Annotated in this window: 22 protein-coding genes and 1 tRNA gene; 5 read left to right on the forward strand and 18 right to left on the reverse strand. The window is 71.0% G+C overall.

The window, feature by feature from the left end; all coding sequences use genetic code 11:
* Position 1: 1 nt before the first annotated feature.
* From OG787_RS05520 to OG787_RS05555, 8 genes are all read right to left on the reverse strand, one after another.
* Positions 2-1,528, reverse strand: a complete 1,527-nt coding sequence (locus tag OG787_RS05520; protein WP_405534444.1) for an ABC transporter substrate-binding protein — start codon at positions 1,526-1,528, stop codon at positions 2-4.
* A 30-nt stretch (positions 1,529-1,558) separates the two neighbouring features.
* Positions 1,559-1,891: a ferredoxin gene (gene fdxA / locus OG787_RS05525; RefSeq protein ID WP_369030948.1), complete on the reverse strand. Its 333-nt coding sequence runs from the start codon at positions 1,889-1,891 to the stop codon at positions 1,559-1,561.
* Entirely contained in the window at positions 1,888-2,973 is a 1,086-nt protein-coding gene (locus tag OG787_RS05530; protein ID WP_405534445.1) for a 2-oxoacid:ferredoxin oxidoreductase subunit beta, read from the reverse strand. Before OG787_RS05530 ends, fdxA begins: the two co-directional genes overlap by 4 nt.
* Positions 2,970-4,853 (reverse strand): 2-oxoacid:acceptor oxidoreductase subunit alpha, encoded by a 1,884-nt coding sequence (locus tag OG787_RS05535; protein ID WP_369030949.1) that lies wholly within the window; start codon positions 4,851-4,853, stop codon positions 2,970-2,972. Before OG787_RS05535 ends, OG787_RS05530 begins: the two co-directional genes overlap by 4 nt.
* Before the next feature lie 108 nt (positions 4,854-4,961).
* Positions 4,962-5,684, reverse strand: coding sequence for a nuclear transport factor 2 family protein (locus tag OG787_RS05540; RefSeq protein ID WP_369030950.1), 723 nt, complete (start codon positions 5,682-5,684; stop codon positions 4,962-4,964).
* Between the two features lie 439 nt (positions 5,685-6,123).
* The gene (locus OG787_RS05545) at positions 6,124-6,426 is read right to left on the reverse strand and encodes a hypothetical protein (RefSeq protein WP_369030951.1); all 303 of its coding nucleotides are present in this window, start codon (positions 6,424-6,426) and stop codon (positions 6,124-6,126) included.
* A 288-nt stretch (positions 6,427-6,714) separates the two neighbouring features.
* Positions 6,715-7,485, reverse strand: a complete 771-nt coding sequence (locus tag OG787_RS05550) for an SDR family NAD(P)-dependent oxidoreductase (RefSeq protein WP_369030952.1) — start codon at positions 7,483-7,485, stop codon at positions 6,715-6,717.
* A gap of 356 nt (positions 7,486-7,841) precedes the next feature.
* A tRNA-Pro gene (locus OG787_RS05555) sits at positions 7,842-7,915 on the reverse strand.
* Positions 7,916-8,064: 149 nt separating this feature from the next.
* Here OG787_RS05555 and OG787_RS05560 point away from each other — a divergent pair.
* Positions 8,065-8,772 (forward strand): transketolase, encoded by a 708-nt coding sequence (locus OG787_RS05560; protein ID WP_405534446.1) that lies wholly within the window; start codon positions 8,065-8,067, stop codon positions 8,770-8,772.
* Positions 8,773-8,816: 44 nt separating this feature from the next.
* Positions 8,817-9,740, forward strand: a complete 924-nt coding sequence (locus OG787_RS05565; protein ID WP_405534447.1) for a transketolase family protein — start codon at positions 8,817-8,819, stop codon at positions 9,738-9,740.
* Between the two features lie 15 nt (positions 9,741-9,755).
* Here OG787_RS05565 and OG787_RS05570 read toward each other — a convergent pair whose 3' ends face one another.
* From OG787_RS05570 to tdh, 4 genes are all read right to left on the reverse strand, one after another.
* A complete protein-coding gene (locus OG787_RS05570; RefSeq protein WP_369030955.1) occupies positions 9,756-10,115 on the reverse strand; it encodes an MmcQ/YjbR family DNA-binding protein in 360 nt (119 codons plus the stop codon).
* 531 nt (positions 10,116-10,646) lie between these two features.
* A complete protein-coding gene (locus tag OG787_RS05575) occupies positions 10,647-11,549 on the reverse strand; it encodes a LysR family transcriptional regulator (protein ID WP_369030956.1) in 903 nt (300 codons plus the stop codon).
* 49 nt (positions 11,550-11,598) lie between these two features.
* On the reverse strand, positions 11,599-12,792 hold the full coding sequence (locus OG787_RS05580; RefSeq protein ID WP_405534448.1) for a glycine C-acetyltransferase: 1,194 nt from the start codon (positions 12,790-12,792) through the stop codon (positions 11,599-11,601).
* A gap of 27 nt (positions 12,793-12,819) precedes the next feature.
* Positions 12,820-13,848 (reverse strand): L-threonine 3-dehydrogenase, encoded by a 1,029-nt coding sequence (tdh, locus tag OG787_RS05585; RefSeq protein WP_369030958.1) that lies wholly within the window; start codon positions 13,846-13,848, stop codon positions 12,820-12,822.
* A gap of 291 nt (positions 13,849-14,139) precedes the next feature.
* Here tdh and OG787_RS05590 point away from each other — a divergent pair, with 291 nt between their 5' ends.
* Positions 14,140-16,026 carry a DUF2264 domain-containing protein gene (locus tag OG787_RS05590; RefSeq protein ID WP_405534449.1) on the forward strand — a complete coding sequence of 629 codons (1,887 nt, stop codon included), beginning with the start codon at positions 14,140-14,142 and terminating at the stop codon, positions 16,024-16,026.
* Positions 16,027-16,053: 27 nt separating this feature from the next.
* Here the strand turns inward: OG787_RS05590 and OG787_RS05595 are convergent, their stop codons facing one another.
* The 6 genes from OG787_RS05595 to OG787_RS05620 form a co-directional block, all read right to left on the reverse strand.
* Entirely contained in the window at positions 16,054-16,623 is a 570-nt protein-coding gene (locus tag OG787_RS05595) for a GAF domain-containing protein (protein ID WP_405534450.1), read from the reverse strand.
* Entirely contained in the window at positions 16,620-17,228 is a 609-nt protein-coding gene (locus tag OG787_RS05600; protein ID WP_369030961.1) for an ATP/GTP-binding protein, read from the reverse strand. Before OG787_RS05600 ends, OG787_RS05595 begins: the two co-directional genes overlap by 4 nt.
* A complete protein-coding gene (locus tag OG787_RS05605) occupies positions 17,206-17,577 on the reverse strand; it encodes a DUF742 domain-containing protein (protein ID WP_235473460.1) in 372 nt (123 codons plus the stop codon). Before OG787_RS05605 ends, OG787_RS05600 begins: the two co-directional genes overlap by 23 nt.
* Before the next feature lie 2 nt (positions 17,578-17,579).
* On the reverse strand, positions 17,580-18,011 hold the full coding sequence (locus OG787_RS05610) for a roadblock/LC7 domain-containing protein (RefSeq protein ID WP_105969869.1): 432 nt from the start codon (positions 18,009-18,011) through the stop codon (positions 17,580-17,582).
* Between the two features lie 77 nt (positions 18,012-18,088).
* Positions 18,089-20,194, reverse strand: a complete 2,106-nt coding sequence (locus OG787_RS05615) for an ATP-binding protein (RefSeq protein ID WP_369030962.1) — start codon at positions 20,192-20,194, stop codon at positions 18,089-18,091.
* Between the two features lie 335 nt (positions 20,195-20,529).
* Positions 20,530-21,804: an MBL fold metallo-hydrolase gene (locus tag OG787_RS05620; protein ID WP_369030963.1), complete on the reverse strand. Its 1,275-nt coding sequence runs from the start codon at positions 21,802-21,804 to the stop codon at positions 20,530-20,532.
* Between the two features lie 239 nt (positions 21,805-22,043).
* Between OG787_RS05620 and OG787_RS05625 the strand changes: the two genes are divergently transcribed.
* Positions 22,044-23,234: a Glu/Leu/Phe/Val dehydrogenase dimerization domain-containing protein gene (locus OG787_RS05625; protein ID WP_369030964.1), complete on the forward strand. Its 1,191-nt coding sequence runs from the start codon at positions 22,044-22,046 to the stop codon at positions 23,232-23,234.
* Positions 23,235-23,345: 111 nt separating this feature from the next.
* The gene (locus OG787_RS05630) at positions 23,346-23,960 is read left to right on the forward strand and encodes a TetR/AcrR family transcriptional regulator (protein ID WP_369030965.1); all 615 of its coding nucleotides are present in this window, start codon (positions 23,346-23,348) and stop codon (positions 23,958-23,960) included.
* Positions 23,961-24,067 lie beyond the last annotated feature (107 nt).

Genomic DNA, 24,067 nt, shown 5'->3' on the forward strand with positions numbered 1-24,067 from the left:
GTCACTCAACTCCGACCGGCGTCAAGTGGTACAGCATCGGTGCACCGGCCCGAGCGGGCTCGACCACCTTGACGACGGCCGGGTCGTAGGCGTGCAACTGGCTGCTCAGCGCCGGGATCACGTACCACGCCTGCTCCGCGGCGTACTCGGCCAGCTCTGCGTACAACCGCTTCTGCTCGTCTCCTTCGGCTGACACGGCCTCCGCCAGCAGGGCATTCACCTTCGGGTTGCTGTTGCCGAGCGGGTTCATCGCGGAACTCTTCGTCATCGTGAAGGTGAAGTCGCTGTAGGGGAGCCCGGTCACCGACAGGAGACCCGTGGCCATCGCCCACTTGCCGGAGTTGGTCTGCTGCACGAGGTCGTCACCGTGGTTGCTGAGCTGCACGTCGATACCGACCTTGCGGAGATAGCCGGCGAGGGCCTGGGCCATCTGGTCCCACTGCGGGTTGTTCAGCACCTTGACCGAGAACCCGTTCGGGTAGCCGGCCTGGCGCAGGAGCCGCTTGGCCTTGGCCACGTCGTAGGTGTAGTAGCTGTCGATGCTCCGGCCGTAGCCGAGACTGTCCGGTCCGAACGGTGTCGAGGCGTTGGCGACCCCTTGGCCGTCGAGCACGGACTTGAGGATCGTCTGCCGGTCGATCGCGTAGTTCATGGCCTGCCGGACGCGCACATCACCGAGCGGCTTGTTGATCTCGCCGGCGGTGTCGAAGATCGTGAAACCGAAGAAGGCGGCTGCGGCGCCCTGGGCGACCTTCCACCCGCTGATCTCCGTTCCCGCCGCCACGATCGTGTAGTCGATCTGGCCGCTGCGCGCCGCGTTGTCGGTGGCAGTGGGGTCGGCCATCAGCTGCACCACCAGCTTTTCGAAGCGGGGCCACTGGGCGGCCGTCGCCCAGTAGTTCTCGTTCCGGGTGAACGCGTAGGTCTTGTTCGGCGTCGTGCCTCTCTTGTCGAGGACGTAGGGGCCGGATCCGACCGCTGTGTCGGCGAGCGCGGCGGGGTTCTTGAGGGCGGTGGGGCTCACCATCCAGCCGGCCTGCTGGGAGAACCCGTAGGGCAGGTCGGGCTGCGGAGCCGTCAGGTTGAAGCGCACCTCGGTCTTGGACACGACGTCGACCGACCGGATGTATGAGAGGTAGGGCTGCGCCGCCACGTTCGACGGGGTGACCGACTTGGCGTACTCGATATTGGCCTTGACGGTCTCCGCGTCGAAGCTCGCGCCATCGGTGAAGACCACATCGGTGCGCAGCTCCATCACCAAGGTCTTGGCGTCGCTGTAATCCCATGAGGTGGCCAGCCACGGGACCACGGTGCCGTCGGCGTCGATATGGGTGAGCGTGTCGTACGTAGCGGCTGCCACGTACTGGCTCAGCTGGGTCTTCCACGGGTCCATCGAATTTCCCGTCGGGAACGCGGACATCGTGAAGGTTTTCTGTCCGGATCCGCCCGTGCCCGTGCCCGAGCCGGCACAGCCGGTGGCGGCCACCAGGACGGATGATCCGATGAGGGACAACGCTGTACGCCTCAACACCATGAACTCCTCAATGTCGGCTCTGGCTCAACGAGGTATGTGCTGGTCTCTGGGTGGAAATTCGGCGACGAGCGGGGCGTCCGCCGATATCGGGCCGGTCGCGGAGGCACCTCCTGGAGAGCCGAGGCCGGCGAAGAAGACCTCACCGGCGTGGGTGAATGCGGTCCACTCCGGCGGCATGTCCTCGGAATAGAAGATCGCCTCGACCGGGCACACGGGTTCACAGGCGCCGCAGTCGACGCATTCCTCCGGGTGGATGTAGAGCATGCGCTCGCCCTCGTAGATGCAGTCCACGGGGCATTCCTCCACGCATGCCCGGTCCTTCAGGTCCACGCAGGGCTGTGCGATGACGTACGTCATGGGGTGTTCCTCCGATCCGGTTCCACGGTCCAGGCGTCGCGGCCTCGCAGCAGGTCCCGCAGGGTGGCGCCGCCCCCGCTCAGCGCCGCCTGCTGCCGTACCAGGTCGTCGTAGGTGGGACGCCGGGCCGCCCTGAACACCCCGACAGGCACGACGGGGCCGTGGCCCCCGCTGTCCAGCCGGGACAGGGCGAACGCCTGCGTGGGGTCGTCGGCCGTGGCGTCGTGCACGACCAGGGCGTCCTCGCCCGTCTCGGCGACCGGGGCCACCCGCAGTCCGCCGGTACGGGGGTCGCGCGTGACGCCGTACTCCCCCTCGGCGCCGAAGCGCACCGGCTCCCCGTCGCACAGCGGGACGATCCGTTGGACGCGCTCCCGGGGATCCTTCACGGCGTCGAAGGCGCCGTCGTTGAAGACCGGGCAGTTCTGGTAGATCTCCACCAGGGCCGTCCCCCTGTGTTCGGCCGCCGCCCTCAGTACCTCGGTGAGTTGCGCGCGGTCGGAGTCCAGGGCCCGGGCCACGAAGGTCGCCTCCGCGCCGAGGGCGAGCGAGACCGGGTTGAATGGGTGGTCGACCGAGCCCAGTGGGGTCGACCTGGTGACCGTCCCGGGTTCCGAGGTGGGTGAGTACTGGCCCTTGGTCAGTCCGTAGATCCGGTTGTTGAACAGCAGGATCTTCAGGTTGACGTTGCGCCGCAGGGCGTGGATGAGGTGGTTTCCCCCGATGGACAGCGCGTCACCGTCACCCGTGACCACCCAGACGCTGAGATCCGGGCGGGTGACGGCGAGGCCGGTGGCCAGGGTGGGGGCGCGGCCGTGCACGGAGTGCATTCCGTAGGTGTCGAGGTAGTACGGGAAGCGGGACGAGCAGCCGATGCCCGAGATGAAGACGATGTTCTCGCGGCGCAGTCCGAGTTCGGGCAGAAAGGACTGGACCGCGGCCAGTACGGCGTAGTCCCCGCAGCCGGGGCACCAGCGGACTTCCTGGTCCGAACGGTAGTCCTTGGCGGCCTGCGGCCCGTCGGCCGAGGGCACGCCGTCCAGGCCGTGCCTGCCCGGCATGCCCAGCTCGGTCGTGGTCATGCCGGTTCTCCTTTGATCACGGACACGAGGGCGTCTGCGAGTTCCTCGGCTCCGAAGGGTTGGCCGGTGACCTTCGAACGGCTGACCACATCCACTCCGTACGCGGCGCGCAGGAGCCCGGCGAGCTGGCCGAGGTTCATCTCGGGCACCACCACCTGCCGGTAGGCACGCAGAACCGTGCCGAGATTGGCGGGGAAGGGCCGCAGATGCCGCAGATGGGTCTGGGCCACGGGCAGTCCGCGCGCCCGCACCCGGCGGCAGGCCGCACCGATCGGCCCGTACGTCGAACCCCAGCCGAGCACCAGGACGTCCGCCCGCCCGTCGGGGTCCTCGACCTCGATGTCGGGCACGTCCACGCCGTCGACCTTCGCCTGGCGCAGCCGGACCATGCGCTCGTGGTTGGCCGAGTCGTAGGAGATCGTTCCCGGACCGTCGGACTTCTCCAGGCCGCCGATGCGGTGCTCCAGGCCCGGCGTGCCCGGGATCGCCCACGGCCGGGCCAGGGTGGTCCGGTCGCGCAGATACGGCCAGAACGCCCCTGACCCGTCCGGGGCGTTGGGCTCGGTCGCGAATTCCACGCGCAGGTCCGGCAGGTCGTCGGGCTCCGGGATCCGCCACGGTTCGGAGCCGTTGGCCAGTGCTCCGTCCGACAGGAGCAGGACCGGGGTGCGGTAGGCGAGCGCGATCCGGGCCGCTTCCAGAGCGGCGTCGAAGCAGTCGCCGGGCGAGCGCGGGGCGATGACGGGCAGCGGGGCCTCACCGTTGCGGCCGTGCATGGCCTGGAGCAGGTCGGACTGCTCGGTCTTGGTGGGCAGTCCGGTGGACGGGCCGCCGCGCTGGACGTCGATCACGACCAGTGGCAGCTCGGTCATCACCGCCAGGCCGAGGATCTCGCTCTTCAGGGCGAGCCCCGGCCCTGAGGTGGAGGTGACTCCCAGCGCCCCGCCGAAGGCCGCGCCGAGGGCGGCTCCGATCCCGGCGATCTCGTCCTCCGCCTGGAGGGTGAGGACGCCGAACTCCTTGTGCCGGGCGAGTTCGTGGAGGATGTCGGAGGCCGGGGTGATCGGGTAGCTGCCGAGCAGCACGGGAAGACCCGCTCGCTGTCCGGCGGCGGTCAGTCCGAGCGCGAGCGCGGTGTTGCCGGTGATCTGCCGATACGTGCCGGGCGGCAGATCGGCGGGGGCGATCTCGTAGGTGGTGGCGAACGCCTCCGTGGTCTCACCGTAGTTCCAGCCCGTCCGGAAGGCGGTGACGTTGGCCTCGGCCACCTCCGGGCGGTCGGCGAACTTCCGCCGCAGGAAGGCCTCGGTGCCGGCGGTGGGGCGGCCGTACATCCAGGCGATCAGGCCCAAGGCGAACATGTTCTTCGCCCGCTCCGCGTCCTTGCGGGACAGACCGCTGTCGGCGAGCGCGCCACGCGTCAGGCTGCTCATGGGCACCTGGTGCACGACGCGTCCGCTCAGGGTCGCGTCCTCCAGCGGTGACGTCGCGTAGTCCGCGCGCTGCAGGTTGCGGCGGGTGAACTCATCGGTGTTGACGATCACGGTCGCGCCGGGCGGCAGGTCGGCGGCGTTTGCCCTGAGAGCCGCCGGGTTCATGGCGACGAGCACGTCGGGGCGGTCGCCGGCAGTGAGGATGTCGTAGTCGGCGAAGTGCACCTGGAACGAGGAGACACCCGCCGCCGTGCCCTGCGGGGCGCGGATCTCGGCCGGGAAGTCCGGGCGGGTCGCCAGGTCGTTGCCGAACGCGGCGCTGTCGGCGGACAGCCGGTCGCCCGCGAGTTGCATGCCGTCGCCGGAGTCGCCGGCGAAGCGGATGACGACGCGCTCCAGGCGCACGGGAGGACGCGGGACGGTGCGTGAGGTGACGCGCGAGGTCACAGCAGTCCTCCTGGATCGCCGCAGGCGAGCGGGGCACGGCGGTTCCGCGTGGCAGGCAGAGGGGACACGAAGGCCTCCAGTACGTTGCTTTCGACGTCTGACGTGCTGTCAGTAGCTGAAGGTCTCGCTGAAGGTGCGGTACGGCTCGGGCATGCGTGGCAGGTCCTGCGGCAACTGGGTGTGGCTGTAGACCTTGTAGGTCTCCTCCTCGATGTCGGGGCGCGGCATTTCCACCGGAGGGCCGCCGACGCCCATCGGCGCTTCGGCGGTCAGATCCGCCCAGCTCTCGCCGACCGGGGTGAAGAAGTCCGTGTAGACGTGCATGTGCCAGATCTTCCAGTGGCCCTTCTCGCGGACGAGGTCGACGCCGTACTTCTCCCAGATCCAGTGCGCGACGGGCTTGTAGTCGGGCGGCATGATCTCGGTGACCTGGCCCGGGGAGTACCACATGCCCTTGGCGGTCTCTCCGTCGCCGGCGATCTCGATGATCGGCGTGGTCAACGGGTGCATGAGCAGGGTGCCGACGCCCAGGTTGTCGTCGGACTCCGCCAGTTCGGGGTAGTGCTGACGCAGCAGCTTGAGGTTGGCCCGCTGCATCATGCGGCACAGCTCGCCGTAGTAGTAGTTGATGGACTCGTAGCCGACGAAGTAACCCTGGTTCTGCGCGAAGGTGGGCTCCGGGGTCTCCTTGACCCAGATCGCCTCCAGTTCCTCGGCGTTCTTGCCGAGCCCGTGGTAGTAGGCGTGCCGGCTCATCACGTTCTGGACCTCGTGGATGTCCAGGACCTTCTGGATCTTCTGCTCGGCGGTCAGTCGGGCGGTGTCGCTCATGTACGACTCCTCTGCGATGGGGTTGGTCAGGCGGGCCGGTCGGTGTATGACCAGGCTTCGTCGAACGTCCGGTGCGGCGGCCGGCGGATCGAGGACTCGACCCGGTTCTGGTGACAGGTCGTGCGGAAGACGGTGCAGATGTGGAAGTGCCGGAACTTCCACGCGCCGCCCTCCTCTCTTCTCGTCCCTTGTGGTCGAAGGCCGTGGCCGAAGCCGTCGTGGCGGGAGCGAGCACCCTGGGCACGCGCGGGCGGCGCTGCTCGGCATGGGTGTCGATACGCGTCGCGGGGCAGCTCACCGACGGTCGTCACCAGCCCGTTCACCGGTCCCGCCGGCGGCCCGTCGCCGACGGCGAACAGTCGGGACGCCGAGTTCGGGGGGACGCGACCGTCGCTGGAGAAGGCGGGGTGGCGCAGGTGAAGGGTGCGGTGACGCCGTGTCAGGCGTGACGCGCGAGGCCGTGGACCGGCCCCGGGCGGGACCCGTCTCTCAGCAACGTACGGGCGCTGGGCGTCGCGTGGGCCGGGCGGCACGGCCGGCCCGTGTACATCACCGTGGAAGCCTTCTTGCAGCCCCTCGGCGTGGGCATCGAGCCGCCGAGAGCGCTCATGGACGGTCCCGCGTCATGACGACGGCCGTCGGGGAAGGAAAGGAGCCGCCGCGTGGCAGCGGACCCGACCGGCACGCACCGCACGGCGAGCCTGCCGCAGCGGCGGCCCGGCTCGAACGTGATGGTGGTCATGCGGCGTTCCTTCGGTTCTGGGGACCGCATCGGCGGCTCCGGTGTCGTCACACTAGCGAGCGCGGTCCGTGGTCGGAAGCGGCCGGAAATCGCGTCACGGCATGCATGGCATGCGACATGAGTATGTGCACTCCAACCCCTTGTGCGTCGTCCGGGGAAGGAGGCAGGCCCCCTCAAGCTCCACGTGGGGCGCACCGCACCTACTCGCCGGTGGCGACGCGAAATGCCTGTTGTGCGGAAGATCGCGTACGTTGACGCCCACGTCGTCGGCTCCGGGGTGCGGGCCGGTCACCCCGCCATCGCGCTGTCGCCGCCGTCGACCATGAGGTTGGCGCCGTTGACGAAGGCCGCCTCGTCGGAGCAGAGGAACGCCGCGGCGCGTGCGATGTCCTCCGGCTGCCCCACCCGACCTACCGGGATCCGCGCCTCCAACTGGGCTTTCGGCCCGTTCGGGTCATCGAGGAAGGGCGCGGTCGCGGAGGTGCGGGTCATACCGGGCGCGACGGTGTTGACGCGGATGTGGTGCGGGGCACCGGCCGCACAGAGGTGCTTGCTCATCGCCAGTACCCCGCCCTTGGCGGCACCGTGCGGCACCATCGGCATGAACGGGGCGCCCCGCACGGCGGCGACCGACGCGACGTTGAGAACCGCGCCGCCGCCCCGGGCGATCAGGTACGGCCAGGCCGCCTGCGTGCAGAAGTACGGGATGTCGAGCTCGTTCTTGATGGTGAAGTACCAGTCCTCGGCGGGCATCGTCTCGAACGGCCCGTTCCGCAGCGCCGAGGCGTTGTTGTAGAGGATGTCGATACCGCCGAAGGCGGCGATGCCGGCCTCGATCCACTCCCGGGCACCGCCCTCGGTCGACAGGTCGACGCCTGCGAGGGACTTCATGGCGCCCCCGGCTTTCTCCACGAGCGCGACCGTTTCGGCGGCGGAGTCGGCATCGATGTCGCAGCCGAATACCGTGGCCCCTTCCGCAGCGAATATCTGGGCAGCGGCCCGTCCTATTCCGGCCCCCGTTCCGCTGATGAAGGCGATTTTTCCAGCCAGTCGATCCATGATGGCCATTCCCCTTTTCCCATGCCGCCGGAGTGCGGTGCTGGAAGCGTAGTTACGCCTTATGTGCGAGAACAAGAATTGGCGTCATACAGGGGCATCGCGTTCTCGGATGGCTGGTATGACCGCCGCTTCCACATCCCCTTCAGGGAGACCCGAAGCATGCCGACGTCAACTACACGGCCGCAGCGATCGCGAATTCGGTGGAGTTTCCCGAAAAGGAGGAATTAAAAACATCCACCGTTGACCTGGACAATGCCGGTGGCCAGCGGCATGCGCAACCTCGAAGATCGGAACCAACCCACACGAAAAAGGGCCCCCACAAGCTCTCGCCTGTGAAGACCCTTCGTCTCACACCGTCGGGACGACAGGATTTGAACCTGCGACCCCTTGACCCCCAGTCAAGTGCGCTACCAAGCTGCGCCACGTCCCGGTGCCGTCTGACCTGGGGTTTCCCCTGGCCGAACGCGCATGGAAACAATACCGCACTCGGGCCGATGATCGCGCACTCCTTTGTTCGCGCTGGTATCCACGCCGCCGGCCCTTGACCTCAAGTTTGGTCGAGGTCGCACGATCGTCTGCATGACGATCACAACGGCACACGGTCACACGTACGACTACGCCGAGTTGTCCCAGCTCATGGGGCTGATGACCGGCGACGAGAAGCACGGGCCGGCGGCGACCTCCACGCTGGACGTGCTCTGGGTGCTCTACGACCGGGTCCTGCGGGTCGGCCCGGACCGGGTGACGGACCCCGAGCGGGACCGGTTCCTCCTCTCCAAGGGGCACGGGCCCATGGCGTACTACGCGGTGCTCGCCGCCAAGGGCTTCCTGCCCGTGGACTGGCTGCCGGGCTTCGGCTCGTACGACTCGCCCCTCGGCCACCACCCCGACCGGGTGCTGGTGCCGGGGGCCGAGATCGGCAGCGGCTCGCTCGGGCACGGTCTGCCGATCGCCGTCGGTACGGCACTGGGGCTGCGCGCCCAGGGGCTGGACGGGCCGGCGGTGTGGGTGCTGACCGGGGACGCCGAACTGGACGAGGGCAGCAATCACGAGGCGATCGCCTTCGCCGGTCCCGCCGGTCTCGACCGGCTGCACACCGTCGTCGTCGACAACTCCTCCGCCAGCCATGCCCGGCCCGGCGGTATCGCCGCCCGCTTCGAGGCCGCGGGCTGGTCCACGGCAACGGTCGACGGCCGTGACCACGAGGCCCTGTACACCGCCTTCACGGCACCGCATCCCGGCCGCCCGCACATGGTCGTGGCGCGGGTCGAACCGAAGACCGGCTGAACGTACGGCTGCCAGTCCAACCAACCCGAAAGGAACTGTTCCCCATGGACACCATGCGTGACCGCTTCGCCCCCGTTCTCTCCCAGCTGCTCGACGAGGACCCGCGCATCGCCGTCGTACTCGCCGAGATCGGAGCAGACGGGTTCACGGAGACACGGGCCCGGCATCCCGACCGGGTGATCAACGTCGGCATCCGTGAGCAGCTGCTCGTCGCCGCGGGCGCGGGCCTGGCGCTCACCGGTATGCGCCCGGTCGTGCACACCTTCGCGAGCTTCCTCGTCGAGCGGCCCTTCGAGCAGGTCAAGCTGGACCTCGGGCACCAGGACGCCGGCGCCGTGCTGGTGAGCGCCGCCGCCTCCTTCGACTGGCCCGCGGGCGGCTTCACGCACATGTCACCGGGTGACCTGGCCCTCCTCGACACCCTGGACGGCTGGACCGTCCATGTGCCGGGGCACCCCGACGAGGCCGAGACCCTGCTGCGGCACGCGGTCGCCGCGGGCGACGACAAGGTGTACGTACGGCTCTCGGTGCAGTCCAACGCGGACGCGCTCCCGGTCGACGGCGCCCGGGTCCTCACCCTCCGCGAGGGCCGCTCCGGTGTCGTGATCGCCGTCGGACCGATGCTCGACGCGGTACTCGCCGCCACGGACGGGCTCGACGTCACCGTCCTGTACGCGACGACCGTACGGCCCTTCGACACGGCCGCGTTGCGCCGGGCCACGGAGGCGGCGGGCACCGACGTCGTCCTCGTCGAGCCGTACCTCGCGGGCACGTCGACGGCCGTCGTGAACGACGCGCTCGCCGATGTGCCCCACCGGGTGCTGGGCCTGGGCGTGGGCCGCCGCGAACTCCGCAAGTACGGGGAGATCGACGAGCACATCACCGCGCACGGGCTCGACGCACGGACGCTCCGGGAGCGGATCCAGGTGTTCGTGGCGGCCGGGCACCTCTCCTCCGTACGTACCTGAGCGCCCCGTTCGGGTTCAGCCGGCACCTGGCGGCCCCAACTCCGGGTAGGCGTCCACCAGTCGGGGCGGGGCCGCCTGGCGCCAGGAGTCGGCGAGGATGTCGCGCAGCTCGTCCTCGTCCTCCAGGGCGGCCAGGCGGACCCTGACCCAGGCGAACCCCGCCTCGTGGTCTGCGATCCAGAACTTCTCCGGCTCCGCCAGGACCAGTTCGTCGCGCTCCTCCTTCGGGCAGCGCACGGCGATGGAGGTCTCGTCCTCGGGCAGCGTGGCGAACATCTTCCCGGCGACCCGGAACGTGGGCATGCCCCAGGCGATCTTCTCCGTCGTGTCCGGCAGGGAGAGGGAGATACGGCGTACGTCTTCGGCTTCCGGCATGCAACGCACCGTAGCCAATGCCACTGACAATCACCCGGCGAGTGCGTCGCGCTCCGCGCCGGGGTGTACTCGGGGTGCCGGTGAACGGGTCTGGTGCGTCGAACCAGGAGAAGACGGAGCCTCCGACATCAGCCGCCTGCGCGGCGGGCAGCACGACGCCGGTCCCGCGCGAGCCAGGTCGAGCGCGGCGCGAGCGGGCAACCGCCGGCAGCCACACCGAACGCGGGGCAAGCCGACAACCCCCGGCAGCGCCGCCGGCCGCCGATCGACGGGGCAAACTCGCGTCCGCGACCCGAACCGCCGGACCGGTGTCCCTACCCCTACGCCAGCACGCCGAACGCGGGGCATACCGACAACCCCCGGCAGCGCCGCCGATCGGCGGGGCAGCCTCGCGTCCCCGACCCGAACCGCCGGACCGGTCCCTACCCCTGCGCCGCGGCGCCGAGCGCGGGGCAAGCCGGCAACCGACGACAGCCCCGCCCATCGGCGGCAGCAAGCCCGCGTCCGCGACCCGATCCCCCGGACGGACCCCTACCCCTGCGCCGCCGCGCCGAGCGCCTCCAACACCGGGCGGATCAGCGGGTGTTCCTCCGCTCCCCTGCGTACCGCCGCGAAGACCCGCCGCGTGGGAGCGACCCCGTCGACCGGGCACACGACCACGCCCGTCAGGTCCATGCCGCGCAGGGCCGAGCGCGGTACGAGAGCCACGCCCGCGTCGGCCGAGGCGAGGGCGACGACCGCGCGGAAGTCGTCGGAGGAGTGTTCGAGGCGGGGGCGGAAACCGGCGTTCTCGCAGGCCAGGACGACCACCTCATGGCAGGGATTGCCGGGGTAGGGGCCGATCCACGAGTCCTTGGCGAGTTCGGCGAGCGGCACCTCCCGGGCGTCGGCCAGGCGGTGGGTGACCGGGACGACCGCGTCGAAGGGCTCGGCGTAGAGCGGGACGTGGGTGAGGCGGGGGTCGTCGGCGGGCGGCGCTCCCCGGTACTCGACGGCCACCGCGACGTCGACCTGCCGGTCGAGCACCATCGGCAGGCTGGCGTCGCCCTCGGCGTCCTGGACGCGGATCCGGATGCCGGGGGCGGTCCCGGCGAGGCGGGCCAGGGCGGGGGCGACGACCAGGGCGATGCCTGTCGCGAAGGCGGCGACGGTGACCGTGCCCGCTGCACCCGAGTCGTACGCGGCCAGCTCGGCCTCGGCGCGCTCCAGCTGGGCGAGGACGACGTTGGTGTGCGCGAGCAGGATCTCGCCGGCCGCGGTCAGCCGTACGCCCTTGGCACCGCGCTCCACCAGACGGTGGCCGGTCTCCTGTTCCAGGGCGGCCAGCTGCTGGGAGACGGCGGAGGGGGTGAGGTACAGCGCGGCGGCAGCCGCCGTCACCGTACGGTGGTCCGCCACCGCACGGAGGATGTGGAGCCGCCGCGCTTCGATCATGCGATCGATTATCCAGTACGTCCGGAACCGTATGTCCGGGGCGATCCGCTCAGCCCTCCAGCTCCGCCCGAGCCGCGACAAAGGCGTCGACCGCCCGGTTCACGTCCTCGATGGAGTGCGCCGCCGACAGCTGGACGCGGATCCGGGCCTTGCCCTGCGGCACGACCGGGTACGAGAAGCCGATCACGTACACACCGCGCTCCAGCAGCAGCTCCGCCAGACGGCCGGCCTTCGTGGCGTCGCCGATCATCACGGGCGCGATGGCGTGGTCGCCGGGGAGGACGTCGAAGCCCTCCTCGGTCATCCGGCGGCGGAACAGGGCGGTGTTCTCGGCGAGCCGGGTCCGCAGGTCGTCCGCCGACTCCAGCAGGTCGAGCACCTTCAGGGAGGCGGCGGCGATCACCGGGGCAAGCGTGTTCGAGAACAGGTACGGGCGGGAGCGCTGACGCAGGAGTGCGACGATCTCGGCACGGGCGGCCACGTAACCCCCGGAGGCTCCGCCCAGCGCCTTGCCCAGCGTGCCCGTGATGATGTCCACGCGGTCCATGACGCCGTGCAGTTCGGGGGTGCCCCGGCCGCCGGGGCCGACGAAGCCGACGGCGTGCGAGTCGTCGACCATGACCATCGCGTCGTAGCGGTCGGCGAGGTCGCAGATCTCGCCGAGGGGTGCCACGTATCCGTCCATGGAGAACACACCGTCGGTGACGATCAGACGGCGCCGTGCGTCGGACGCGTCCTTCAACTGCCGTTCCAGATCGGCGAGATCACGGTTGGCGTAGCGGAAGCGGCGGGCCTTGGACAGGCGGATGCCGTCGATGATCGAGGCGTGGTTGAGGGCGTCGGAGATCACCGCGTCCTCGGCGTCGAGGAGGGTCTCGAAGACGCCTCCGTTGGCGTCGAAGCAGGAGGAGTAGAGGATCGTGTCCTCCTGTCCGAGGAACGCCGAAAGACGGGCCTCCAGCTCCTTGTGCACCTCCCGCGTACCGCAGATGAAGCGCACGGAGGCCATGCCGTAGCCCCAGCGGTCGAGGGCCTCGTGGGCGGCGGCCACGACCTCGGGGTGGTCGGCGAGGCCGAGGTAGTTGTTGGCGCAGAAGTTGAGGACCTCACCGGGGCGCCCGCCCGAGGTGACGGCGACGGTCGCGGACTGCGGGCTGCCGATGACGCGCTCGGGCTTGTGCAGCCCGGCGGCGCGGATCTCGTCGAGGGTGGCGCGCAGGTCGTCGCGCACGGAGTCGAACATGCCAAAGCTCCTAAAGATGCAGGTGACTTACGCGGTCCAGTCGAGGATGACCTTGCCGCCCCGGCCGCTCGCCGCGTCCGCGAAGGCGGCCTCGTGGTCGCCGATGTCGTACCGGCCGGTGATGACCGGGGTGAGGTCGAGGCCGCCCTCAAGGAGCACCGACATCGCGTACCAGGTCTCGAACATCTCACGGCCGTAGATGCCCTTGATGGTGATCATGGAGGTGACGATCCGGGCCCAGTCGACCGGGAACTCCTCGGACGGCAGGCCCAGCATGGCTATGCGTCCGCCGTGCGTCATGTTGGCGATCATGTCGCGCAGCGCCTCGGGGTGGCCGGACATCTCCAGGCCGATGTCGAAGCCCTCGCGCAGGCCGAGGGCGCGCTGGCCGTCGGCGACGGTCGCGCCGGAGACGTTCAGCGCCAGGCTCGCGCCGATCTTGCGCGCCAGTTCCAGCCGTTCCTCGCTGACGTCGGTGACGACGACGTTCCGCGCCCCCGCGTGCCGGGCCACCGCCGCCGCCATCAGCCCGATCGGACCGGCCCCGGTGATCAGGACGTCCTCGCCGACCAGCGGAAACGACAGCGCGGTGTGCACGGCGTTGCCGAAGGGGTCGAAGATCGCCGCCACGTCGAGGTCCACGGGCACCCGGTGCACCCACACGTTGGCGGCGGGCAGCACCACGTACTCCGCGAAGGCACCGTCCCGGCCGACTCCGAGCCCCACCGTGGCCCGGCACAGATGGCGGCGCCCGGCGAGGCAGTTGCGGCACCGGCCGCACACCAGGTGTCCCTCGCCGCTGACCCGGTCGCCGACAGCGATGTCGGTGACATCGCGCCCGGTCCCGACGACCTCGCCGACGAACTCGTGCCCGACGACGAGCGGCGTACGGATCGCCTGCCGTGCCCAGCCGTCCCAGGCCCGTATGTGCAGGTCGGTGCCGCAGATGCCGGTTCTCAGCACCTTGATCAGTACGTCACCGGGGCCGACGGCCGGTTCCGGTACGTCCACGAGCCACAGCCCGGGCTCCGCCTTCTCCTTGACGAGCGCCTTCAACGCAACGGCTCCTGTGGGTAGAACCCCGGGGCAGGGCACACCGAAGCAGCCCGTGCCGGGGAGAGGGATGGCATCGACGGCCAGACCGACGAGAACGCGAGGTGAAATCTGCCGTACGGCGACTCCCGGGTCCATCGAGGTTTTCTTAAGCGCCGCCGCAGCTTTCCTTCACGCCCGGCGCGCAGCCGTTGATCCGACCGGAACCAGCAGCCGTATCCCTTCCGAGAGACCGCGCGAACTCATATGTGAACCCGCTCATGTGCAAAGCCGATGAAGGAGTCAGGAACCGACATGCCCGCACCGCACTTGGCGCTCCCGCCCAACGACCGGGTCCTGTCGCTGTTCACCGGCTGGACCCGGGCACACTGGGAGGCGCTCGCCGACCGGCAGTTGGAGGCGCTGGTCCCCCATGCGACGCCGGGTCTCGCGCAGTACCGGCTGCCGGGCCGGAACTCCTCGGCGGGCGTGGTGTCGGACGGTCTCGAGGGTTTCGCTCGGTCGTTCCTGCTGGCCTCCTTCCGGATCGCGGGGGCGGCGGGCGACGTGGATTCACGTCTCGTGGAACGCTACGCGCAGGGTCTGACAACGGGCACGGACCGTGACAGCGGCGAGGCCTGGCCCGAACTCACCGACCGCTCCCAGCCCATGAACGAAGCGGCCTCGATCGCCATCGGGCTGCACGAGACCCGCCCCTGGATCTGGGACCGGCTCGACGTGGACGTCCAGGAGCGGATCGTCGACTGGCTGTGGGGGTTCGTGGGCCGCCGCACCCGGGACGACAGCGGGCGGCTGTGCCAGGTCGTCGCCGAACAGTTCCTGGCCTCCGTGGGCGCGCCGCACCGCCAGGAGGACATCGACGGCGGCCTCGACCGGCTCGACGACTGGTATGTCGGCGGCGGCTGGTACAGCGACGGAGACGGCCGTACGTTCGACTACTACGTCGGCTGGGCGCTGCACCTCTATCCGCTGCTGTGGTGCCGGATGACGGGCGGCGAGGACGGCGGGCGCGGCCGGGTCCACCGTCGCCGGCTGGCCCAGTTCCTCGCCTCCTACCCCCAGTTCTTCGGGGCGGACGGCGCCCCCGTCCACCAGGGCCGCTCCCTGACGTACCGTTTCGCCGCGACCGCCCCCGTCTGGCTGGGCGCCCTCGCCGAGTGCACTCCCCTGGCCCCGGGGCTGACCCGGCGGCTGGCCTCGGGCGCGGTGGCGCACTTCGTGGAGCGCGGGGTGCCCGACGAGCGCGGGCTGCTGCCGCTGGGCTGGTACGGCACGTTCCTGCCGGCGACCCAGGCGTATTCGGGGCCCGGATCGCCGTACTGGTCGAGCATGGCCTTCCTGGGCCTGCTGCTGCCCCCGGAGCACCTGGTGTGGACGGCACCCGAACGCCCGCTGCCCGTCGAGGAGTCCGACCAGTACACGGCGCTCCCGGGACCGGGCTGGCTGCTGCACGGCACGCGGCACGACGGCATCGTGCGGCTCGTCAACCACGGCAGCGACCACAACCCGATGGAGGGACCCGCCGCCGACGACCCGCACTACGCCAAGTTCGGCTACTCGACCGCCACCGCACCGGAGACGGGCGCGGTGGCCTGGCAGCGGAACGTGGACGGCCACCTGGCGCTGCTCGCCCCCGACGGCACGGCGTCACGGAGGTGCAGAATCCTTCCGCTGCACTGCTCGGGGAAGGTCGCCGCCTCCCGGTACGAGGCCGAACTCCCCGGCGTGGAAGGAGAGTTCCGGGTCGAGTCGACGAGCGTGCTGCACGGCTCCTGGGAGATCCGCGTGCACCGCGTCCAGGCACCGGCCGAGGCTTCGGTCCGGGAGGGCGGTTACGCGGTGGCCGACACCGCCCTGCCCGAGGCCGAGCGGGGCGACGGCTGGGCCCTGACCCGTAACGGCGCCGGGCTGACCAGTGTGGTCGTCGCGCTGCACGGCTGGGACGAGGCGACGGGCGTGGCCCGCGAGGTCGACGCGAACGCCTTCGGCCCGCACTCGGCGACGCCGTACCTCCAGCGCGCGGCCGAATCCCCGGGCGCGAGCAGGCTGTTCGTGACCCTGGTCGCGCTGACCCGGGACGCGGTGCATCCGCAGGCCCTGCGCGAGGCGGTGTCGTGCGCGGTGACGGAGGAGGGCCGTGCCCTGATCATGTTCCCGGACGGCGAGACGGTCTCCGTGTGACGCGGACGTCCCGCGCCGGGACAGGCCCTACCCGGGCGCCAGCTGCCCGACCAGCTCCGCCGCCATCGCCTTGATGGTCTCCAGCCCCGCCCTCCCCCAGGGGCGCGGTTCGAGGTCGGCGGCGCACACCGTGCCCAGCGCCATGCCCGTGGAGTCGATCAGCGGCGCGCCCAGATACGAGCGGATGCCGAACTCGTCGACGACCGGGTTGCCCGCGAACCGCGGATAGTCGCGGACGTCCTCCAGGACGAGCGCCTTGCGCCGGACCACGACGTGCGGGCAGAACCCGTGGTCGCGCGGCAGCCGCCGGCCCACGCGCGGCTTCTCCTCGTCGGAGTCGGCGCCGGTCCGTCCGGAAGTGCCGGTGTCGGCCGGAACATGGAGCCCGGCGAAGAACTGCCGTTCCTCGCCGATGAAGTTGACCATCGCGTAGGGCGCGCCGACCAGCTCCGCGAGGCGGTCCGCGAAGGCGTCCAGGGCGGGCTCGGGCCGTTCCCCGAGGCCGAGTCCACGCAGTCGGCGGATGCGGGCGGGGGCGTCCTTGTCCTCGGGAGTCAGCAGCAGACGACCGGCCGGGCGCGGCGGGTCGTAGCTCATGGGCGGGCTCCCTCACTGTGGGCGGTGGGTGCGGGCGCGGGCGCGTGGGCGAGCAGATGCCGTACGAGGGTGAGCAGGGTCTGTACCCCCGAACTGGAGATCCGGGCGTCGCAGCGCACGATCGGGATGTCGGGGTCGAGATCGATCGCGGCGCGCACCTCCTCGGGGTCGTAGCGGTACGAGCCGTCGAACTCGTTGATCGCCACGATGAAGCCGAGGCCGCGCTGTTCGAAGAAGTCGACGGCCGCGAAGCAGTCCTCCAGGCGCCGGGTGTCGGCCAGGATGACCGCGCCGAGCGCGCCCTCGGACAGTTCGTCCCACATGAACCAGAACCGTTCCTGTCCGGGCGTACCGAACAGATAGAGGACGTGTTCGGGGTCCAGGGTGATACGGCCGAAGTCCATCGCCACGGTGGTCTCGACCTTGTTCTCGATGCCTTCGAGACTGTCGGTCGAGGCGCTGACCGTGGTGAGCAGTTCCTCCGTGCTGAGCGGCGCGATCTCGCTCACCGCGCCGACGAGGGTCGTCTTGCCGACTCCGAATCCTCCCGCCACCAGGATCTTCAATGCGGTGGGGAAGGGATCAGAGCTGTCGTCGTAGTCCATCGAGCACTGCCTCCAGAAGAGACCGGTCAGTGGGGTTGTGGTAGAACTCGGGCGGTTTCGTCGTGAGTGCCCCGCAGTCGACGAGGTCGGACAGCAACACCTTGGTGACGGCCGCCGGCAGTTTCAGATGGGCGGCCACCTCGGCGACCGAGACGGGCACCCGGCAGAGGTCGATCGCCTGGGCGTGTTCGGGGCCGAGGTAGCCGAGCGGGGTGTTCCCGGTGGCCATCACCTGGGACATGAGGTCGAGGGCGGTGGTCGGCCGGGTCCGGCCGTTGCTGACGGTGTAGGGGCGCACGAGCCGTCCGGCCGCGTCGTCGAGCCAGGGCCCGTCGCCGGCCGCCGTCACGCTCAAGGCCTCATCGCCGAGGGTTCGGCGGACTGCCGGGGCGCGGTCATCAGGTAGGGGCGGACGCTCTTGACCAGCATCGCCATCTCGTAGCCGAGCACGGCGGCGTCGGCCTCGCGGCCGGCCAGCACGGCGAGACAGGTGCCGGAGCCGGCAGTGGTGACGAACAGGAGGGTCGAGTCGAGTTCGACGACGACCTGCCGGACCTCACCGCCGTCCCCGAACCGGACGCCCGCGCTGCGTCCGAGGGAGTAGAGACCGGAGGCCAGTGCGGCCATGTGGTCGGCGCTGTCCGGGTCGAGGCCGTGGACGGACTTCACGAGTCCGTCGCAGGACAGGAGTACCGCGCTCGTGGTGTGCGGTACGCGCTGGACGAGGCCGCTCATCAGCCAGTCGAGATCGGATACATGGCCGGTCGGCACATCGCTCGCCATGGTGGATCGACTCCTTGGGGTACGAAGGTCTGCGGGAGCGCTGGAGGTGGGGGCAGGGGTGGAACAGCGGGGGGTGGTCATCCGGCCGGTGCGCTCCCGTCGTGCCGGGCAGTGAGGTCCAGGTCGTGTCCGGGCGCGCGCAGTCGGTGCACCTCGGCTATGTGGGACGGGTCCGGGGACGGTACGTCGTCGATACGGCCCGCGGCGGAGGGCGGCGGAGGGGTGTCGGGGCCGGTCGGCCGCATGGAGACCCGCTCCCTGGACAGCGGCTCCAGGGGTACGGCGTCCGGCGCGGCGGGGCGCGGGGGCTCCGCGTACGTCGGTTCCGTGGGCGCGGACGGCCTGGCGGCCGGTTCCCCGTACGCAGCCGCGTACTCCCTCTCCATCGCGGCGATGGCCGGGTCCGTGTAGCCGGGCTCCAGCTGGCGCGCCTCGGCGAGCCCGATGCCGCGCTGGAAGGCGGCCATGAGGCCGGGGTCGTGTCCGACGAGTTCGCCCTCGGGGCGGGGCGCCGCCGGGCCGCCGCGCAGCTGGGGCGCGATGTGTTCCTGGGCGCGGCGGCGGGGCAGCTGGGGCTTGCCCATGGTGCCGCGCACGGCGCCGTTCCGGGGAGCGGTCGGCGCGGCCACGTTGTCCGCGACGGTCCGCCGGTCGTCGGGTCGGATGCCGGGCATCGCCTCCGCGGGGTTGGGCCGCTCCCCCTGGGCCCCGCGTACGGGCAGCGGCACCGGGCCCCGGCCGTTCGGCGCCGGTGCGGCTGGCCGGGCCGCCTCCGGGCGTCGGCGCGTCGAACCGGCGGACGGTGTACCAGGTCCGGGGGTTCCGGGCGCCGACGGCCGTCCCTCTTGGCCGGCGGCCGACGGACGCTGCCGGGGTGGCTCGGCCACCCGACGCATGCCGCCGGTCTCCTGGACAGGGGGCTGAGCCGGGTCCTGGGGTCGGGACTGCGGTACGCCCCCGGATCCGCCCGGAGGCGTGTCCGTGCCCAACAGCCCCTGCGGCACGACGAGTACGGCCTGCACACCGCCGTAGATGTTGGTCTGGAGGCGGACGTGGATGCCGTGCCTGCGGGCCAGCTGGGAGACCACGAAGAGTCCGATGCGGCCGTCCTGGAGCAGGCTGGCGACATTGACCTGGTCGGGGTCGGTGAGCAGCGTGTTCATCTTGTGCTGTTCGCCCACGGGCATGCCGAGGCCGCGGTCCTCGACCTCGACGGCGAGCCCCGAGGTGACGAGGTTGGCGCGCAGCAGCACTTGGGTGTGCGGGGCGGAGAACACGGTGGCGTTCTCGACGAGTTCGGCGAGGAGGTGGATGACGTCGGCGACGGCGTGGCCGCGCAGGGTGCCGTCGATCGGGGGCACGAGTTTGACCCGCGAGTACTGCTCGACCTCCGCGATGGCCGAGCGGAGCACCTCCGTCATGGAGACCGGGTTGCTCCACTGGCGGCGGGAGACGGCGCCGCCGAGCACGGCGAGGTTCTCGGCGTGCCGCCGGATGCGGGTCGCGAGGTGGTCGACGTGGAAGAGGCCCTTGAGAAGGTCGGGGTCCTCGATCTCGTGTTCCAGCTCGTCGAGGATGGAGATCTCGCGGTGCACGAGCGACTGGAGGCGCCGGGCGAGGTTGACGAAGACCTCGACCTTCTGTTCGCTGCCCGCCTGGCTGGAGAGCTGCGAGGCCTGGACGACGGCGGTGACGGCACCGTCGTGGGCACGGGCGAGGTCGGCGCCGAGGAGTTCGAAGTCGTCGGCGTCGGCCGCGGGCACACCGCGTGTCCTGCGGGCCGGCGGTGCGTCCCCGCGCCGCAGCGCCTCGACGAGGGCGCGCAGGTCGGCCTCGCCGCGGGCGCTGGTGCGGCGCAGGGCGGCGAGGCGTTCGTGCACGGATCTGGCGGCGCGGTCGGCGGCCACCAGTGCGATCACGATGCCCCCGAGGGCGACCGCGAACGCGCCGGCGAGCACGGCGAACAGGGTGAGGGTGGGCCGCACCCCGGCGGAGCGGACGATGAACAGGACGGCGGCGCAGGCGCTGAGGGCGACCGCGAGCGGCGGCAGCACGGCGAGCCGCATGAGCTGGGGCCGTATGTGGGTCTCGGGCAGCGAGGGGACGGAACGGGCGACCGGCCGACCGTGCCGCCCGCCCTCACGGCGGTCTGCGCGGGGGGCCGGTGCTCGGAGGTGAGACATCTTCGTCCTCGTACTGGTGCGTCGGGACCTGGGGATCGCGCGTCGAGAGCCGAAAAAACGGCCCTGTGTCGCCCGGCGGCCACTCACAGTAGTCGCCAACGCAACATGTGCGGTGGTCAGTTGACAAACTCCCCCGGAGAGCGCCCCGCTCTGGTATGAGACCCCGCACGGCAGACCGACAATCACCTCGGACGTACGTTCCCCTACCCCTGCCAATCGATCGAGGCTGGTCAGAACCGGTCACGAGCAAAAGGCGAGAGCCGGGGAGCAGCCTGCTCCCCGGCTCTCGCCGTCCGTACGACTGTCCGACTGTCGCCCGTTTTCGCCCCGCGCGATCAGCCCGCGGACACCGCCTTGGGCTCCCCGCTGCCGTCGGCAGCACCCCCCTGAATGTCACCGGCCGTGTCGGTCGGGGCGTCATCCACATCAGCCGTACGAGTGATATCGGCCGTACGACGGACATCGGCCGACTCGTCGGCGTCGAGCGTCGGCCAGCCGCCCGGCGGGGTCAGGGCCACGCCCCGCCACCAGGGATCCGAGGGGACGGTCTCGGCCGTGGGTTCGAAGGGCTCACCCGGGTGCGGCAGCCCGATCCGCGTCCCGGCCTTGCGGGCGGCGGCGATCGTGCCCTCGCCGGGGTCCGACCACGCGTGCGCCGCCAGATTGAACGTGCCCCAGTGGATCGGCAGCATCAGACCGCTCGGCGTCCCGCCCTGGAGGTCGAGGTGGGCGCGCATGCCCTCCTCCGGGGTCATGTGGATGTCGGGCCAGAACTCGCTGTAGGCCCCGATCTGGATCATCGTGGCGTCGAACGGGCCGTGGTCGGCGCCGATGTCCCGGAAGCCCTCGAAGTACCCGGTGTCACCGCTGTGGTAGACGCGGTGCTCCGCGCCCTCGACGACCCAGGAGGCCCACAGGGTGTGCTGGGTGTTGCGCAGTCCCCGGCCGCAGAAGTGGCGGGCCGGGGTGGCGGTCAGGGTGAGGCCGCCGACCTTCGTCGACTCGTGCCAGTCCAGCTCGCGCAGCCGGTCGGCGGAGACGCCCCAGCGCTCCAGATGGGCGCCGACGCCGAGCGGGACCGCGAACAGCGTGTCCGTGTCGGCCAGCGCCTTGATCGTGGGCATGTCCAGATGGTCGTAGTGGTCGTGCGAGATGACGACGACGTCGACCGGGCCGAGCGCGGCCAGCGGCAGGGGCACCGGATGCAGCCGCTTGGGCCCGGCGAAGGCGAACGGCGAACAGCGCTCGCCCCAGACGGGGTCGAAGAGCACCCGCTGTCCGTCGATCTCGGTGAGCACGCTGGAGTGGCCCATCCAGGTCAGCCGGAGACCGGTGACCGGGGGCTTGGCGAGGTCGGCGAGCGTCGTGGCGTGCACCGGCACCGTGCCGGCCGGGGCGCGGCGGACCCGGTCCTCCTTGCGCAGGGAGGATTTCGCGAACTCCAGCATGGCGCCGTCCGGCCGGGGCGTACCCGGCGGGTTCTGGAAGACGCCGTCCGCGAAGTGGGGCGATCTGCGGATCCGTGCCAGGCGCTCCCCGCTCGGGTCCGCGCCGAAGGCGGCGGGCCGCAGCGCGCGCAGCCGGGAGCTCGGAGGGGGGAATCCGGTCACGGTACCTCCAGGTGGAGTCGGTCAGGCATTCCATTATGGTCGCCGCCTCTGACACTCCGGCGTCGCGCGAGCGTCGGCCGGGTCTTTCCAAGGAAACTCCAACGCTCGGGACGGCGAATCGATTCCGGGGCGACGAAGAGCGACCACCCGGACACAGGTGGTGCATGCGGCGGCGAGGCGCGCGGAGCCGAGGGTGCACGGACGCACGTAACTGAACGGCGAGTCAGTATATTGCCCGCATGGCAACCTCTCAGGGCACTCCCCTGCTCTCCCTCACCTGGACCGATCACCTCACCGGCCGCCAGGGCTTCCTCGTCGTGGACAGACTGGTGCGGGGCGTGTCCAGCGGCGGGCTGCGGATGCGCGAGGGCTGCACCCTGGACGAGGTCGCCGGGCTCGCCCGGGGCATGACCATGAAGGAAGCCCTGCACTACAACCCCGAGGGCCGCTACGTCCCCCTGGGCGGCGCCAAGGGCGGAGTCGACTGCGACCCCCAGGACCCGGGGGCGTACGGCCTGCTGGTGCGCTATCTGCGCGCGATGCGGCCGTACGTCGAGAGCGTGTGGACCACGGGCGAGGACCTGGGCCTCACCCAGGATCTCGTCGACCGGGCGGCGGCCGAGGCCGGGCTCGTGTCGTCGATCCAGGCGGTCTATCCGCTGCTGGACGACGAGAGCGCGGCCCGCGCACGGCTCGCCGACGCGTTCGCGGCCGAGGTGGACGGCATCGGGCTCGACGAGCTGGTCGGCGGCTGCGGGGTCGCGGAGTCCGTGCTCGCGGCGCTCGACCGGGCCGAGGTGCCGTACGCCGGGACACGCGTCGCCGTACAGGGGCTCGGCACGATGGGCGGGGCCACGGCACGCTTCCTCACGCGCGCGGGACTCACGGTGGTGGCCGTCTCCGACATCAAGGGCACGATCGCCAACCCGGCCGGACTCGACATCGAGGCGCTGCTCGCGGGCCGCGACTCGTACGGGACCGTGGACCGCGCGGTGCTGCGCCCCGAGGACCGCGAACTGCCGGGCGAGGCCTGGCTGTCCGTGCCCGCGGAGGTGCTGGTGCCGGCCGCGGTCTCGTACGCCGTCGACACCGGGAACCAGGAGCGGATCACCGCCCGTTGGGTTGTCGAGGCCGCCAACATGCCCGTACTGCCGGAGGCCGAGGAGCTGCTCGCCGCGCGCGGCATCGTCGTACTGCCGGACGTGGTCGTCAACTCCGGGACGAACGCCTGGTGGTGGTGGACGCTGTTCGGGGACATCGGCGCGGACCCGGAGGAGGCGTTCGCGTACACCCGGCGCTCGATGCGCGCCCTGATCGACCAGGTGCTCGCGCGCGCGGAGACCGACGGGACGACTCCCCGGGCGGCGGCGCACGCGATCGTGGAGGAGCGGCTGCCGGTGATCGCGGAGCGGTTCGGCTGGTATCGGTGACGGTGTCCGGCCGCGCGCCCCTTCCGTGCGAACCGGCCACATCGGCGGGGATTTACAGGCATTGACGGACCTGCCCCGACATCGTGTCCGGTGACGGATTACTGTGACGGCGTGGCAAGAGTGCGGTTGAGCGTGGCCGAGCGGCGCGAGGAGTTGCTGCGGGCCGCCATCGAGCAGATCGAGGCGCGGGGCGTGGCGGCGGTCAGGATCGCCGACGTGGCGGCCACCCTCGGGGTGAGCAACGCGCTGGTGCTGTACCACTTCTCGACCAAGGAGAAGCTGGTCGCCGCAGCGTTCCGGTACGCGGCCGAGGCCGACCTCGCCCACCTGGCCAAACTCCTCGGACGCCGCTCCCCTGCCCTGCGCCGACTGCGGTCCGCGGTGCGCTGGTACGCACCGACCGGTCAGGCCAAGGGCTGGCGGCTGTGGATCGAGGGGTGGGCGGTGTCCCTGCGCGACCCTGCGCTGCGGGAGGTCGCCGGGGACCTGGACCGGCGTTGGAAGGCCGCGATCACCGAGGTCATCGCGGAGGGCGTCGCCGCCGGCGAGTTCGAGTGCCCCGACCCGACGGGTACGGCGATGCGGCTCACGGCGCTGCTGGACGGGCTGGCGGTCCAGATGACGGCGTACGAGGGGGTGTCGCGTGCGCGGGCCGAGCAGTGGGTGGACGCTGCGTTGGCTGGGGAACTGGGGCTTGAGCGGGCGGCGTTGACTTCGGGCAGGTGAGTTTCGTGGCCGTCGGCTGGGGACTGTACCCCCAGACCCCCCTTCGGCCTCAACGGCCTCGTCCTCAAACGCCGGACGGGCTGGGATGACCGGGACCGGCGCTCAAA

The organism is Streptomyces sp. NBC_00075, from assembly GCF_045041225.1.
Classification (GTDB): domain Bacteria; phylum Actinomycetota; class Actinomycetes; order Streptomycetales; family Streptomycetaceae; genus Streptomyces; species Streptomyces adonidis.